Annotated in this window: 11 protein-coding genes; all 11 read right to left on the reverse strand. The window is 43.3% G+C overall.

Annotated features, from left to right (window positions below; genetic code table 11):
• Window positions 1-118: 118 nt before the first annotated feature.
• Window positions 119-1,285 (reverse strand): serine hydrolase domain-containing protein, encoded by a 1,167-nt coding sequence (locus G610_RS0115760; protein ID WP_026525533.1) that lies wholly within the window; start codon window positions 1,283-1,285, stop codon window positions 119-121.
• Window positions 1,286-1,312: 27 nt separating this feature from the next.
• Window positions 1,313-3,217 carry a sensor histidine kinase gene (locus G610_RS21310; RefSeq protein WP_026525534.1) on the reverse strand — a complete coding sequence of 635 codons (1,905 nt, stop codon included), beginning with the start codon at window positions 3,215-3,217 and terminating at the stop codon, window positions 1,313-1,315.
• The gene (locus tag G610_RS0115770) at window positions 3,214-4,962 is read right to left on the reverse strand and encodes an extracellular solute-binding protein (RefSeq protein ID WP_026525535.1); all 1,749 of its coding nucleotides are present in this window, start codon (window positions 4,960-4,962) and stop codon (window positions 3,214-3,216) included. Before G610_RS0115770 ends, G610_RS21310 begins: the two co-directional genes overlap by 4 nt.
• Window positions 4,959-6,953 (reverse strand): glycoside hydrolase family 31 protein, encoded by a 1,995-nt coding sequence (locus G610_RS0115775; protein WP_026525536.1) that lies wholly within the window; start codon window positions 6,951-6,953, stop codon window positions 4,959-4,961. Before G610_RS0115775 ends, G610_RS0115770 begins: the two co-directional genes overlap by 4 nt.
• 126 nt (window positions 6,954-7,079) lie before the next feature.
• Window positions 7,080-8,297 (reverse strand): ABC transporter permease, encoded by a 1,218-nt coding sequence (locus tag G610_RS0115780; RefSeq protein WP_026525537.1) that lies wholly within the window; start codon window positions 8,295-8,297, stop codon window positions 7,080-7,082.
• 69 nt (window positions 8,298-8,366) lie between these two features.
• Complete coding sequence (locus G610_RS0115785) at window positions 8,367-9,581, reverse strand: ABC transporter permease (protein WP_026525538.1); 1,215 nt, start codon at window positions 9,579-9,581, stop codon at window positions 8,367-8,369.
• 11 nt (window positions 9,582-9,592) lie between these two features.
• Window positions 9,593-11,098, reverse strand: a complete 1,506-nt coding sequence (locus G610_RS0115790; RefSeq protein ID WP_026525539.1) for an efflux RND transporter periplasmic adaptor subunit — start codon at window positions 11,096-11,098, stop codon at window positions 9,593-9,595.
• On the reverse strand, window positions 11,095-11,802 hold the full coding sequence (locus G610_RS0115795) for an ABC transporter ATP-binding protein (RefSeq protein WP_026525540.1): 708 nt from the start codon (window positions 11,800-11,802) through the stop codon (window positions 11,095-11,097). Before G610_RS0115795 ends, G610_RS0115790 begins: the two co-directional genes overlap by 4 nt.
• Before the next feature lie 279 nt (window positions 11,803-12,081).
• Window positions 12,082-13,626, reverse strand: coding sequence for an alpha-amylase family glycosyl hydrolase (locus tag G610_RS0115800; RefSeq protein WP_026525541.1), 1,545 nt, complete (start codon window positions 13,624-13,626; stop codon window positions 12,082-12,084).
• A gap of 10 nt (window positions 13,627-13,636) precedes the next feature.
• On the reverse strand, window positions 13,637-14,650 hold the full coding sequence (locus G610_RS21315) for an ABC transporter ATP-binding protein (protein WP_051198059.1): 1,014 nt from the start codon (window positions 14,648-14,650) through the stop codon (window positions 13,637-13,639).
• Window positions 14,643-15,626, reverse strand: coding sequence for an ABC transporter ATP-binding protein (locus tag G610_RS0115810; RefSeq protein WP_026525542.1), 984 nt, complete (start codon window positions 15,624-15,626; stop codon window positions 14,643-14,645). Before G610_RS0115810 ends, G610_RS21315 begins: the two co-directional genes overlap by 8 nt.

The following is a 15,626-nucleotide window of genomic DNA, read 5'->3' on the forward strand; positions in this document are numbered from 1 at the left end:
TTTTGGCCATTTCCTCTGCTTGAGCACCTCCTATCAAGGATTGAAGTCCCTTTCTGAGCAGAGGAAGGCTTCGCGGTCCCTCAAAACCTGACTCAAACCTTTCATCAGCGTTTAACAATCAAGAAAATACAATATTCCTAAGCTTCCTGGTAACAGTGCCTGTGCCGTAGTCAACTCTCTGCGTGAGCATCAGCACTGTGCGTCCGCTCTCTGGATCGTTGCAGAAGTAAGGGCCAAGCCAGCCGTCCCAGCCGTACTCGCCTTCACCAACCATGGTTCCGGACTTAGCTGGATTCTTCATGATTCTCATGAGGTTACCATAGGAGAATCCGCCAAGGGCATGCCATGAAAACATATCCTGCTGCTGTGCATCTGTGAGCTGAGGACTGGTCATGAATTTAACGGTTCTCTCAGTGAGGATCTCCTTACCTTCGAAGGTTCCGCCATTCATAAGCATTCTTGCAAAGTTAGCATAGTCATCGATAGTTGAGAAAAGTCCTGCTCCGCCTGACTCAAAGGCATTCTTTTTAGCATCATCTCTGATGCCTAAGTTATTTCCACTGTAGGGTCTTAAAGTCTCCTCGCCGCAGTGATAAGCTGTAGCATATCTTGAAAGCTTCTCCTCAGGTACGAAGAAACCAGTATCCTTCATATTAAGAGGATCAAAAAGTCTCTCCTTAAGGAAATCGCCAAACTTCATTCCGGAAGCCTTCTCGATTACAGCGCCAAGTACATCTGCGCTTGTTCCGTAGCGGAAATGTTCTCCCGGCTGGAAGTTAAGAGGAAGTGTTCCAAGGCGCTCTGCAAACTCCATAGTACTCATCATGTTATCGCCTGAAAATCTGTCTATCATCTCGTTGTAGAGATCCCCTGTTCCGATTTCAGCAGGGGAATCCGTGAAGGGATAAACAAGGCCTGATGTCATATCAAGAAGGTCTTTAATAAACATGGGACGATCTTCTCTGACAGGTCTTCTCACGCCGCCCTCAACAATATCCTGCTTTTTGAAGCTGTCGATGTAGTTTCCTACAGGCTCATAGGGCTCAATGATTCCATCCTGAATAAGGAGCATTGCTGCAGCTGCGGTTATGGGTTTACTCTGTGAGTAAAGTCTGACTATTGTATCTCTCTGGAATTTCCTGTTCTCTTCTATATTGGCATAACCTGCCTCTGCATAGAACTTTTCCTCACCGTTTTCAAGTACCAGGTAGTTAAGACCTGCAAGTTCTTTCTCCTCTACTGCTCTGTTCATGCAATCCATGATCAGCTTCTTTTTATCTCTCATCCTTTTATCCTCCTCTAAAAATCCAACTTAAATCTTACTGGATTCGTCAGTTCCCAAATCTTCCTCTCGTTGTTGTATTCCTTTTCCGTCAGAAGGAAGCGCAAGTACAACACTTGTCCCCTTTCCTTCCTGGGATCTTATCAAAAGACCATATTCCTCTCCATAATAGAGCTTAATCCTCTGATGTATATTGTAAAGCCCTATGCTTCCCGCACCCTTTTCATCGGTCTCAGACTTCTTGATCTCAAGAGATTTATTCAGTTCATCAACCTCCTTGGGGCTCATTCCAAGGCCGTCATCATTTACGGTAATAAGGAGCTTTCTGTCAGGCTCTTCACCTCTTTCATATTCAACGATCACACTTACATGACCGTTTCTGTCCATATCCTTAAGGCCGTGACTAACCGCATTTTCAACAATCGGCTGCAAAAGAAGCGGTAATATATGGTACTGCTTGGGATCAAAATCCTCAGCAATATAGAAATTCCAATTTACCTTTTCTCCAAAGCGGAGCCGTTGAATCTGCATGTAGCTATCCACATGCTTAAGCTCATCATCAAGAGTAGATACGCTTCTTCCTGTGCTTTCAAGAACATAATGCATTATCTTTGCAAGGAATTTAACGGAGGTGGCAACATTCTTATCTCCGCCTCTAATTGCCTGCATTCTGATAGCCTCTAAGGTATTATACAAAAAGTGCGGATTTATCTGCTCCGAGAGCATCTTAAATTCCATGTTCTGCTGCATGTTGATAAGCTGCTGCTCGCGAATTTTTGCTTCGTAGTATTTGCCCTCATTCTCGCGGATTTTCTCTGTTGTCAGTTTTAGGTCGTTAAAGGTATCTGTCAGCTCATCATCTCCGGAAAGACTCTCGATAATATCGTAGTCTCCGGTGCTTGCTCTGTGCATGGCTTCTCTTAGTGCCGATACCCTTGCTGTAAAGAACCTGGAATATAGGAAAATAGCTATAACAGGGCCCGCTATCGCAAGAAAAAGAACTATGAGGTAATTCCTCAAAATCGATCTAACGATGTTGTGAGCATCATAATCACCGATAAGAACAAAAAATCTGTTATCTGCCTTATAGGGAACAAAACTTGAAACATAGGTAAGGGCAACCTTTCCATCCAGCATCATATCCCCGAGATAATTGTAATCATCAGGATCAGCTGTTGCAGCTTCAGGCATCTCTATTCCCTGCTCATCATATTCCGATGCAAAAAATGTGGGATAGCCTGCCAGATTAACAAGCATATAATTCTCTGTGGTCAAAAGCCTGTTTCGCAGATAGTTGCTACTTATAGTAACAACTGCGTAGGCTCTGTTCCCACTGTTACCTGTATTAAATCTCCTTACAAGTGTAAGCTCGTAGGCATCCTCGTACTCATTTAGCGGAACATGCATACATGTATAAGTATCCCAGGCATAAGGGTCTATTCCGCCATACCACTCAAACCTGCTAAAGGGATCATCTGCAGTGCCACTGCCTGCTGCCTTATCGGCATCATCTCCCACGGCTTCATTTCCGCTTGGCCCAACATTTATCACCATATCTCCCGAAGGAATTGCAGGGTTATTGGTATAAACAGCTATGGATGAAATGGCTGCCGTTGTCCTTCTAAGAGACGTCAGATCCCTGTTTAGAGAATCAAGCTCGTTTTGCTGCAAACCCTCAAAGGAACTTCCTGACAATAAATCTCTGTAACTCTGCAAAGAAACAATAGGTTCAAGATTGGTATAAAGACTTGAAGTCACATCAAAGAGAATAGATTTAACTCTGGTATTTTCAGCCTTTATCTGTTCCTCATATCTTTGATTCATCTGCCTGACAAGCAGGACCGCTGCAATTATGCCAATGATTGCAATCGGAATTACAATGGCAAAGAAAAGCACATTGTACATCTGCCTGCCGACACTACCCCGGCGCCTCATGGTGACTCCTTTGCTGCCTGCTTTAAGACTTCATATCTCTTTTTGGCATTCTCAATATTAACTTCAAGAAAACTGTCATAATCAAGTCTTTTGATAGTTCCCAAAAGCTCATCCTTTAACCTGTAGAACTCATCCTCGCTCTCAGCAAAAACCATCCTCCAGGAGTAATCTATTATGGTCTGTCTGCACTGTTCCTGCACAGTCTTTAAGTAATCAAGATATTCCTCCTGCGCCCACTCTGTTCCGGGGACAACAGTTATCATGTCCTTTTCCTCGTAATAGCCTATGGGAGTGAGCTGCGTTCTGTAATGTTCCTTCCAGTCATCGGAAATAATAGTTGCAGTTCTGTCTCTGTAATCTTGCCATATTCCGTAGTAGTAAGGATTACCTCTCTCATCGACTTCTTGCTTATCCAGGGGCTTAAAATTCAGCCATGATACGCCCTCAGTCCAGGTCCCTCCGCCAAACTCTTCAGGCACCTGAAGATCAGGCTTCATATTGATAAAAGCATCAACGCCAAAATCAGTAAGCTTTGGTCCATCCTCCGTCATCTCCCAGGTGAGATTCTCAGGACCTCTGAAATTCCCTGTGGGTGATCCGCAGCACTCTATTCCCTCAGGAGAATAGAGCCAGTCTACGAAATCAACCAGCCTCTGAGGATCCTTGGTGTTCGCACCTATCATCAGAGAAAAGCTCTGTCTTCCATCCGGATCATTTCCCCAGGTAAGATAGCTGGCATCTTCAACAACTATAGATTCAAAGCCCTTTCCCTGAGCAAGATGGTCGTCTGAATTATATAAAGAGGTTCCCATCCATGGCCAGAATGTATACAAAACTGCCCCGTCTTTTACCTTTGATGCGACGGTTTCGTAGTTCTGATAAGGTGAGTCCGGATCCACCAGCCCCATCTGATTGGCATCAAACAAAAGCTTCACCATTCTGAAATATATGGAGTCCTTATCCGCTATAGACTGAATTTCTCCTGTTTCAGGATTCAAAAGGACAAAATCCTGTACATCATATCCATAGAGAGCTGTAAGCGCACCTGCATTTTGCATCGCTCCGCCGTCCCAGTCCCTGAAAAGACTAAAGGCATATACATCTTTTCCGGAGTCACTTTTTCCTGCCAGATTCTGCATTTCCCTAAGAACAGGAAGGATATTCTCCAATGTGGAAATTCGTGGATACCCCAGCTGCTTGTACAGATCAAATCTGATAAAAGGAGCATTTGTAGTCTCGTCATAGTCAGATGGCTCAGTGGCAGCATTTTCCGAGATTTCACTGGAAATAGCCCACAAGCCGTCAACTCCTGCATAGGCAGAAGACGCTTCCATCTGCTTTCGGTATTTTTTCAGATTCTCGCAGTCCTCCAGATATGAAGTCATATCCAGTACAAGCCCCTCTCTTACCATCTCGGAAAGCCTGCCGTCATCTACGTTTGTCATAATGAGATCGCCCAGCTTTCCTGAAGCTCTCATGGTCTCGTAGGTGGCTTCACCGTTATGATCCTGATTCTGGGATATGATGTTTAGCTGCATATTGAATTTTTCCCTGACAATATGGGCAAACCATCCCCTCTGAAGTCCCTGGGTATTGGCCTGGGTATCAAAAACATCTATGGTCAGAAACTCAGGATATTTGTTTTCCCCTTCGGTTTTGCCCCGGTCACCAAAAGGCAGCCCACATCCTGTAAGGATGCAGACTGCCATAATTACTGAGACCAGTTGTAGAAACTTTTTTCTCATACTCTCTTAAATACGGGAATTGACTCTATAGGTGCTGCCGCTGTAATCACGCAGCCACCGTCGTAGGTCTTTCCGTCACGAATGTCTTCCCATTTTCCTTCGGGAAGATATACTTCTCTCTCAAACTTATTGAGCTCCATGATAGGTGCAACAAGGTACTTATCACCAAACATGTACTCATCATAAACTTCCCAGCTCTTCTTATCCTCAGGGAACTCATAGAAAAGAGTACGGAGAAGAGGTGATCCGTTTTTGCTTACTTCTTCATAAAGTGACTTGATGTAGGGTTTAAGTTCATGGCGGAGAGCCAGCTGATCCTTCATGATCTTAAAGTTCTCCTCACCATAACTCCAAAGCTCATTGTCCTGACCTGTGTGGAGATAACCGCCGCCAAAATCTCTGTTATCAAGCGGTGGAATATCATAGGGTCCTCTGTCTCCGTGCATACGAAGAACCGGTGAGAACACTGCAAATTCATACCATCTGATAAGAAGCTGTCTGAAATCAGGATCGTTTACATCATCTGTCATGAAGCCGCCGATATCTGTTGTCCACCAGGGAATACCTGCAAGACCCATGTTAAGGCCTGCTGCCAGCTGATCTCTGAATGCTTCGAAGGTGCTTGGAACATCTCCGGACCAAACAACATTTGCATACTTCTGACTTCCTGCCCAGGCTGAACGAAGAAGATTAACCACAGGCTTATCGGATTCTTTTTGCATATTCTCAAAGAACAATCTGCTGTAACACTGAGGATAGATATTGCTCACTTCAAGTGCGGGGCCAAGATAATATCTGAGAGAATCGAAATCATATTTAACAAGATCAGGCTCTGAGTTATCAAGCCAGAACATATCTATTCCAAGATCGTAGTAATTCTTTTTGCAGACATCCCATACGTACTGTCTTGCTTCGGGATTGGTGGCATCAAAGATCGTGCAGTCGCCCTGATAGTCGTAGTTCTGAAGACTGCCTCTCTCATTTTTCAAAAGAAGTCCTCTCTCTAACATGTCGTAGAAATGCACGCTTCTCTTATCAACTGAAGGCCATACTGAAACAACTACCTTGATACCCATGCTGTGGAGTTCATCCACCATTGCTTTGGGATCGGGCCAATAGGTCTCATCAAATACCCAGTCACCCTGAACTGTCCAGTGGAAGAAATCGATAACTATGCAATCGATAGGCACATCATTATCCTTGCAGGCATGTGCAACCTTAAGTACTTCCTCCTGAGTTCTGTAGCGAAGCTTGCACTGCCAAAGTCCCATAAGATCCTCAGGGAACTCAGGTGCTCTTCCTGTTACTTCTGTGTAACTCTTAAGAAGCTCCTTGGGTGTATCTGCAACTGTGAGCCAGTAATCCATTTCCTTTGTGGATTCTGCAACCCACTCTGTAAAGTTCATACCAAAGCTTACGCGTCCAACTGCCGGGTTATTCCAAAGGAATCCATAACCAAAGCTTGATACTGCAAAAGGAACAGTAATCTGTGAATTTCTCTGCTCCATATTCAAAACACAGCCCTTAAGATCTGTGTAAGGCTGCTGGTACTGTCCCATACCAAAAATCTTCTCACCGTCGTTACTTTCAAACTTAACAGTGAGATGATAATCTCCGCCCACATAGGGTCTGTAATCTCTGTTTACATATTTAAGGCATCTGCTCTCCTTAGACTCTGTACCGCCATAATTGCGGAAATACTCTCTAAGGAAAAGAACGTCATCCTTATAAAAAGTAATAACTCCTGCAAAGTTCACTGTAGCTTTAATCCTGCCATTAGTAATCTCTGCAAAGGGTCCGTCTTCTCTTTCTGTTATTATAACTATGGTCTTGGCTGCGTCAATTTTCTCTGTAAGAGCCCAGTCATTACCTGTAAATTCAGGATACATGGTACTTCTTACTCGAAATGAATCATCTCCCCATCCTTCTATACGGAGAGTCTCACCCTGTCTCTTTGCAACAAGAGCCCCATTCTCATTAGAAAAAATCATTTTTTAACCTCCACATCGGTATTATCATATAAAATCACATACTGATATTATGGCATTATTTACTTCTTAAAAACAGTGATTTTTAAACCATTTACACGTATTTTTTGTACTTTTTATTAATACATTTTATTCCTGGCGAAGTGCATCTATAGGATTAAGGGCTGCAGCTCTTCTTGCGGGATAAATTCCAAAGAAAAGGCCGTCTCCTATAGATATCAGTACAACAAGAATAACATCCGATGCATTGATCACAGGCGGGAAAGACATGAAATTCCTTACTATGGCAGTAAACGCAACTCCACCTACAAATCCGATAAATCCGCCAATCAACGTTATAACTGCAGATTCTGTAAGAAACTGAAGAAGTATGTACTGGGTTCTTGCTCCAAGAGATTTTCTTATTCCGATTTCCCTTGTTCTCTCAGTTACGGTAACCGTCATTATATTCATAACGCCGATACCACCTACAATAAGTGATATTGCTGCTATAAGTGCAACTACCATGGTAACAACGTTCAATATTCTGTTGTAGGTACTTGCCATTGAAGCAAAGGACTGAATCTTTACAGCATTTTCACCTCTGAGGTCAAGAATATTCTCGGTGACACTTTTAGCCTTCAGGGCTGTCTCATCTGCCATTCCCGGTGTGGTATAGAATTTGAAACCATCAAGCTTATCACTATTAAGCCCCAAACTATTGCTGAGGACTGTGTAGGGAACATAAAGGCTGTAATAATAATAACTCTGCTCACCTCTTTTGATTGCCTCATAGGCAGACTGCAGCTCATCATCAGTACTTGAAGTAATGCCGATTATTTTTAAATCAATACTCTTTGCCCCGGCTTCAACAGTAAATTCTTTATCAAGAACGTCGTAGGTTCCAAAAATCAACAGGGCATCCCGCTGAGCGATAACGCACACCGCAGACCCCATCTCAACATCGTCCTCTCTAAAGAACCTGCCCGCATAAAAGCCTGATGTGACCTCATTGTAGATGTCGGCAGTTCCGCCGTTAAGTCCCACATAACAATCATTTCCCTTAACATTTATGGTTGCACCGGAACTAAGATTCATCGTTACACCAAGTATTTCAGGAACAGCCTCCTTAATGGTATTAAGATCCTCAATAGTAAGATATCTGTCAATTTTTTTCTGATCAATATTTATTGTAACGCCTCCTGATGACATGTCGTCCAGGCTGGTATTTACAAACGCTTTCATTCCGTTTCCAATTGAAAGAATGGTAATAACTGACGCAATACCTATGATTATTCCCAACATGGTAAGGAGTGTTCGTCCTTTATTCTGTTTTATACTAGAAAAAGCACTGATAATGTATTCCAACTAATTATCCTCTTGACATGATATTTCAGTAAATCATAAAAATTCCAAGTGACCCTTTTTCCTGTTGTATCAGTTTCTTGCCAGGGCATCTATGGGTTTTAACTTTGCTGCTTTTCTGGCAGGGTAGATTCCAAAGAAAACACCTATCATCATTGAAAAGAGCGCAGCACCGATAACAATTACAGGATCAATAACCGCTTTCAGATCAAGCAGTATGCATCCTACATAAGCAACACTTATCCCCAGCACTATTCCAACGACTCCACCCATTAGTGAAATAATGGCTGACTCAGCCAAAAACTGTATCATAATTGCTTTTGTACGGGCGCCGATTGATTTTCTGATACCAATCTCCCTGGTTCTCTCTGTAACAGATACCAGCATGATATTCATGACACCTATACCACCTACCACCAGAGATATACCGGCTACAAGAGACATGAAAGCTGTTATGGCTCCCATAATGGAATCAACCTCTTCACTGATGTCAGACATACTCATGTAGTAGACCGCATCCTGGCCTCTGAGTCCCATCATATTTTCAACATATCTGACTACGTCCTTTACAATGGTTCCCGGCTGATCTGATGTCCAAAACAGCTCGAAGCTTCCAAATTCGGAAACATCCAGTTTATATGCTTTGCCATATGTAGTAAGGGGCATCTCTATCATGCAGGTGTAGTCTTCCATCTCCATAGCCATCATCTGCGCAATCATTTCGCTCCAGTTTTCCTTGATACCGATTACCTCAAGTTCCACAGAAGATCCTCCAACAGAAATCTCTACTGTTTTACCAATGGCATTAGATGTTCCAAACAGATGCACGGCATCATCTTCCATCAGGACACAAACCCTTGCGGCCTGCTCTACCTGATTATCATTAAAATATGTACCCTCTTTCAACTTTGTTCCGGTAGAATACTGATAATCAGCTCCCGCACCATATACAAAGGCATCAAATGCACCTTTGTTTCCCGAAGCAATACCATAAGCAGCTTCATAGAAGGTGGTACCTTTGAGTGAAAACTCTTCTTCTATTTCCTGGATATCTTCATTTGTGAAGCCTCTTTCAGCAACTGATGAGTCAAGATATATCTCAGCCACATTTCCACCTATGGCATCCACCTCATCCGATACATATCTCTCCATTCCGTTACCTATAGTAAGAACGGCAATGACGGATGCAATACCGATTATGATTCCCAGCATGGTAAGACCTGTACGCATCTTATTGCTGCGAATATTTTTCATGGCACTTTCTAAATATTCTAAAATCGTATCCATTATCTATTCCGTCAATTTGCATTTGTTTCTACTACAGCAGTACCTTCTACAAGTGAAGCGGGATCTGTTGTAACAATTCTGTCGCCTTCGCTGACACCTTCCTTAATCTCTGCATCAGTACTTGTTGTAAGTCCAAGAGTTACAGGCTTTCTTACAAGAACGCCGTTTTCAATCACGAATACAAAATCGCCCTCGCCGTCTGTTCCGATATATTCATAAGGAACAACAAGAACGCCTTCTGCCTTCTCAGTGTGAATCTTATTGCCTGCTTCTACCCCAAGGATAATCGAATCATCGGGATTGGTGATCTTGATCTTGGCATCAACTACAGGAACTCCGCTGGAATTATTTACAGCCTTTCCTGCGATATGAACAACTTCACCTTCATACTGATTAGCGCCGATTGTAATATCAACCTTCTGTCCAACCTTGATCTTACCAAGGTCAGACTTGGAAATCTGAATATCTACTCTAACGTTGTCTGTACTTTCTATAGTAAAGAGCTTTGCTCCCTGTGATACAGTTGCGCCATCCTCTGCTGCAAGCTCTGTGATAACACCTGAAAACTCAGCGGTTACTCCGCTTTCAACTTCTTCGATATCTTCGATAGTATCAGTGGTCTGAAGCTCTGTAAGCTCTCTCTGTGCATCAAGCGCACTCTTTTCACCAGCTGTAAGCTTACTCATCTCTGCAGATGCCTGCTCGCTAAGGTCAGCCTTCTCTTCATTAAGTGCTGTTATCTGATCGTTCCAGTCCTTGATCTCTGGGTCGTTCTGAAGTGCATACTGAACCTCAGATATTGCATTTGAAATCTCAAGAGACATCTGGTTACCTTCTTCAGAATTCCTCTCATTGGGAGCATTGTTATTCTGAGTCAGATCATAGGAATCGGATATACCGTTCTCGTCTACGTCCTGAGAAACCTTCTGAAGATCTGTAAGAGTTCTGTTCATTCTGGAAGTCTTCTCTGCAATCTTATCGTTGAGAGCATCAATCTGAGCTGTTATCTCATCAAGTCTTGTGTTGATGTCATGGATACTTCTACCCTCAAGCACATCGATTGTCTTGTTATTTTTCTCAATACTTCCGCTGTAGCTTCCATTAGCCTGCTGAAGATTAAGCTCAGCAGTCTTCTTGCTGCTCTCTAAAGTCTCTGTATCATAGCTGTACAGAATATCGCCCTTGTTAACTCTGTCACCTGTCTCAAAATCAGCCATCTCAATCGGACCTGTAAGCTTTGCAAAATAAGACTTGGTCTCATCAGATGCTACGTTTCCGCTTACGGAAACAATAACTTCAATATCACCCTTTGCTACTATATCTGTTGTAACGGGAGTGGGTGCATTCTTTGCCTTTATATTGGAATAAACAACCCATCCTATTCCAAGCACTATGACTCCAAGGACTATCCACTTAACAAAGCCCTTCTTCTTTTTGCCGGGAGTATAGCTCTCCGTAATCTCTGTTGTGTTTTCCCCCTCTATTACTGCCTTTTGTTTTTTCTTAAATAGACTCATTTTTCCTCCTCTTTGAAATCTGTATTGATTTCATCGCTGGCAATTTTTCCATCGCTGATTGTTATTATTCTTTTGGCCTGTCTTGCTATGCCCGGGTCATGGGTGATAAGTATTACCGTTCTGCCCTCGGCATAAAGATTTTTAATGGTCTGTATTATCTCTCTGCTGGATCCGCTGTCAAGGTTACCCGTGGGCTCATCCGCAAGAAGTATGGGCGGTGCCTGGGCTATGGCCCTTGCTATGGCAACTCTCTGCTGCTGACCACCTGAAAGCTCTGATGGCTTATGGGTCATTCTTTTCCCAAGACCCACGTGCTCTAAGGCTTTTATGGACAATTCCCTTCGCTTTTTCTTGGAAACTCCTCTATATATAAGAGGCAACTCAACATTTTCCAAAGCTGTCAGTGACGGTATAAGATTAAAGCCCTGAAATATAAAGCCTATCTCACGGTTTCTGACATCTGACTGCTCGTCATCCGTCATATGTGATACATCCAATCCATGCAACAGATATTTTCCGCTGGTGGGTGTATCAAGGCATCCAAGCATGTTCATAAGCGTGGATTTTCCGGAACCGGACTGACCGATAATTGCTACGAATTCTCCTTCATCTATTGTAAGGCTCACATGATCAAGAGCCCTGACTTCATTTTCCCCCGGATTATAAATCTTGCAAATATCCTTTACTTCTACCAGTGCAGGCATGACTCCTCCTATAATCCATGCAATACCGAATAAATATAGAAAATATCGGCACTACATTTGTTTTTGAAATTAAAGCTAATACAATAAGAACCTTATACTATAACGATTTAGAATACAAGATGTCTTCATAACTTCTTTCCAAAGTATAAACTATCATTTCTGCCTTAAACACGTTAAAAGCGCACAGATAATGGCGTATTTTACACTGTTTTGGAGGAATTAGGCAAAAATAAACTCCGCGCAGAAAAAATTGCGCGGAGTTTTCAAAATCTCATATTATCAGCGAACCACAACGAACGTTTGAGGTGCCAGTGTTATCTGACTTCCAAGAGTAGCTTTTCCGATGGAGTAGATTACTTCACCCTCTACCGCTACAGGAGCTGTCTGTTCCTTATTTGAAGGATTGACTGCTATTGTAAGGCTTCCTCTTTTATATACAAAGGCCTTACCTTTTTCAGAGCAGAGAACCTTGAACTCGGCATCTGCCTGGAGGTCCTCTTCCTTATGTCTGAGAGCAAGAATTCCTCTTACCATATTAAGGAGTGAATCGGGATCATTCTCCTGGGCTTCAACAGTCGGAGCATCTGCTGCGCTATCTACAGGCAGATACAAACTGTCTTCGCAGCCCTCGGAGAATCCCAGATTCTTGCCCTTTGTCCACTGCATAGGGGTTCTTGAACCGGTACGGAAATATCCGCCTTCCTTGGTAGGAAGCTCAAGATATCTCATTCCGATCTCGTCGCCGTAATACAGGTAAGGAACTCCGGGCATGGTGAACAGGAACGCATAGGCAAGCTTAAGTTCATCAGGTTCCAGCGTATACCTTGGACGGTTGGTGTCGTGATTGCAGGTGAGCATAGAGATGTAGCCTACCCCTTTCGTGTCCTCATACCATTTTAGATATTCATCGAGGAATCGATTGATGTCCCCGTCACCATCTTTTTTAAAGTAGGAATTATCCTCATGTTCTTCCATTCCGAATATAGCGTAGTCACGCATAAGTGTGGAATAACCTCCACCGGGAATATTCAGATAGAAATCCATGTCGTAGCCTGCTCTGAGAGCCAAAGGTGGATTGCTCCACTCTGAAACCATGGCTGCTTCCGGGAATTCCGCATCCAGCATCTTACGAACATCAAGCCATATTGCACTGGTTCCGGACTTTTTCTCATCATCATGCTTAACAAGTGATGATGCCATATCAACTCTGAAGCCGTCGCATCCATGAGAAAGCCAGAATCTCATAACATCCTTAAGAGCTTCTCTAGTAGCAATTACATCCGGGTGATCCATAGGAAGCTGCCAGGGCTCTTCAGGCTTAAGGAAGCCATAGTTAAGTGCCGGCTGACACTTAAAGAAGTTAAGAGCATATGTAGCACTTCTCTCACTCTCACCGCCAACATAATTAAGATCAGCTGCTTTCTGGAAGCAGAAGTCAGTCCAGATAAAACGATTGGTGTATTCGTTTTTCTCTGCCTTCTGACTCATCTTAAACCACTCGTGCTCCTCGGAGGTATGACCGGGAACAAGATCTAAAAGAACCTTGATTCCTTTCTTGTGAGCCTCTCCGAAAAGTCTGTAGAGATCGTTATTGCAGCCGTATCTTGGAGCTACCTTCTTGTAATCCCTAACATCATAGCCTGCATCCTTAAAAGGAGAGTCGAAGCAGGGATTAATCCAAAGTGCGTTGCATCCAAGATCTTTTATGTAATCAAGTTTATCTATGATTCCGTTAAAATCTCCGATTCCATCCCCATTGGTATCATAGAAGGATTGAGGATAAATCTCATAAAATACTGCATCTTTTAACCATGTTGCTGCCATTTTTTAATCCTCACTTTTTCTCATTTAAGAGTTCCTGCTGTCTGTCCATTGCTGCCTTTAAAGGATGGAAGCAGTAAACACTTCTTCCGCCCTCGATAGCAACCTCATCAGGTTTATTCTGTCTGCATTCATCGGTTGCATAGGGACACCTGGGTGCAAATTTGCAGCAGGTAAGTGCATATTCTTTTGACTCCATATCAGGCATTACAAATTCCTGATTCCACTTATCTCCTACACGGGGAACAGCTTCCATAAGAAGCTCTGTGTAAGGATGAGCAGGATAATCCATCAGCTCTTTTGCAGGACCATACTCTATAAGGCCGCCTCTGTAAAGAGTTGCGATATAGTCTGATACGTAATAAGCAGTGGACAGATCATGTGTAATGTAAATAAATGAAATATTGTATTTCTCTTTTAGTTCCTTGAAGAGGTTTACTATGTTCATCTTCATGGAAGCATCAATAGCCGCTACAGGCTCATCAGCGATGATAAGCTTGGGTCTTGTAATAAGAGCTCTAGCGATTGATACTCTCTGAAGCTCACCTCCTGAGAACTGTGCCGAGTACTTTCCCTGAACTACAGCAAGAGACATTCCTACGCTCTTAAGCGCTTCGTCAGCCTTCTGTTTTGCCTCCTCCATATTCTTCGCTATTCCAAGCTTCAAAGCGGTGTTGTACAGATATGTATCAACAGCTTTTCTTGGCGAAAAGGATTCGTATGGATTCTGGAAAATAGGCTGAACATCAAGCTTAAACTGCTTGGGATCATAGCCGTTTTTATCGCTGTAGCTTCGTCCGTTAAGGACGATATCTCCACCGTCAGGGGTGTGGAGTTTTAGGATCATTTTACATAATGTAGATTTTCCGCAGCCTGACTCACCTACTATAGACAGAATAACGGGTTTATCTGTGCCTATCTTGAGGGATACGTTATCGACAGCAGTCATCTTTTTACCTCGGAGCATACCTCCGATTCGGAAGACTTTGGAGACTCCCTTAACCTCTAATAAATAATCATTAGCCATCGATCATTCCACCTCCCTCTTTCAGTAAATGACATGCCGCAAATCTGCCCGGCTTGATCTCCCTGAACTGGGGGACTTCGCTTCTGCACTTGTCAGTTGCGTGAGGGCAACGGGGAGCAAATCTGCATCCCGGCGGTGGATTTTTGAGTTCCGGCGGACGTCCCGGTATTCCTACCTTGGCGCTCTTATCACCAACCTTGGGAAGAGCATTTACAAGCATTGTTGTGTATGGATGAAGCGGATCCTCGAAGATTCCTTCTGTGGGGCCCAGCTCTATCATACTGCCTGAGTACATGATACCCATGCGGTCGGTTATCTGATAATGAACACCCATATCATGGCTTACTATTACCATGGTGTTCTTAAGCTGTTTCTGCAGCTTGGTGAGCATCATGAGGATACCCCTCTGTACCACAACGTCAAGAGCTGTGGTAGGCTCATCTGCAAGAACAACATTAGGTGACATGAAGGTTGCAAGCGCGATGATAACACGCTGTCTCATACCACCTGAAAGCTGGAAGGGGAATGCCTCTAAAATATCGGGAGAAAGACTAAGCTCCTCCAGATAATTGGCTACTCTCTTAAGAGTCTCCTCCTTGGTTTCCTTCTTCCTGTCCTCCTTGGGAATGGAATCCAAAAACTGCTTTTTAAGTCTTGTTATGGGATCCAGAACCGACTGAGCAGCCTGAGGAACATAAGCGATGTTGTTCCACCAGGTTTTTCTTATTTCGCCGGATTTAAAGGAGAACTCTTTACCATCCTTTGTTCCGGAAAGAACTATCTGTCCCTTATCTATCTCAAGGGGCCACTCAATGATGTCGTAGAGCGTCTTAAGAAGTGTAGTTTTTCCGCAGCCGGACTCACCGGCAATTCCGAATATCTCATTATCATTGATCGTGAAATTGAGATCATTTAATACGTGTACGTCTCCATCGATTGTCTTGTACGTGGTAGACAGATTTTCAACTTTAATCAT

Origin of the sequence: Butyrivibrio sp. MB2005 (assembly GCF_000424285.1) — a bacterium.
Lineage (GTDB): Bacteria > Bacillota > Clostridia > Lachnospirales > Lachnospiraceae > Butyrivibrio.

What these genes read in the sequence shown, in the direction of transcription:
- G610_RS0115775 (WP_026525536.1), bottom strand. Translation starts at nt 6,953, where the DNA reads ATGATTTTTTCTAATGAGAATGGGGCTCTTGTTGCAAAGAGACAGGGT.
- G610_RS0115760 (WP_026525533.1), bottom strand. Translation starts at nt 1,285, where the DNA reads ATGAGAGATAAAAAGAAGCTGATCATGGATTGCATGAACAGAGCAGTA.
- G610_RS21315 (WP_051198059.1), bottom strand. Translation starts at nt 14,650, where the DNA reads ATGGCTAATGATTATTTATTAGAGGTTAAGGGAGTCTCCAAAGTCTTC.
- G610_RS0115795 (WP_026525540.1), bottom strand. Translation starts at nt 11,802, where the DNA reads ATGCCTGCACTGGTAGAAGTAAAGGATATTTGCAAGATTTATAATCCG.
- G610_RS0115800 (WP_026525541.1), bottom strand. Translation starts at nt 13,626, where the DNA reads ATGGCAGCAACATGGTTAAAAGATGCAGTATTTTATGAGATTTATCCT.
- G610_RS0115770 (WP_026525535.1), bottom strand. Translation starts at nt 4,962, where the DNA reads ATGAGAAAAAAGTTTCTACAACTGGTCTCAGTAATTATGGCAGTCTGC.
- G610_RS0115790 (WP_026525539.1), bottom strand. Translation starts at nt 11,098, where the DNA reads ATGAGTCTATTTAAGAAAAAACAAAAGGCAGTAATAGAGGGGGAAAAC.
- G610_RS0115785 (WP_026525538.1), bottom strand. Translation starts at nt 9,581, where the DNA reads ATGGATACGATTTTAGAATATTTAGAAAGTGCCATGAAAAATATTCGC.
- G610_RS21310 (WP_026525534.1), bottom strand. Translation starts at nt 3,217, where the DNA reads ATGAGGCGCCGGGGTAGTGTCGGCAGGCAGATGTACAATGTGCTTTTC.
- G610_RS0115810 (WP_026525542.1), bottom strand. Translation starts at nt 15,626, where the DNA reads ATGATTAAAGTTGAAAATCTGTCTACCACGTACAAGACAATCGATGGA.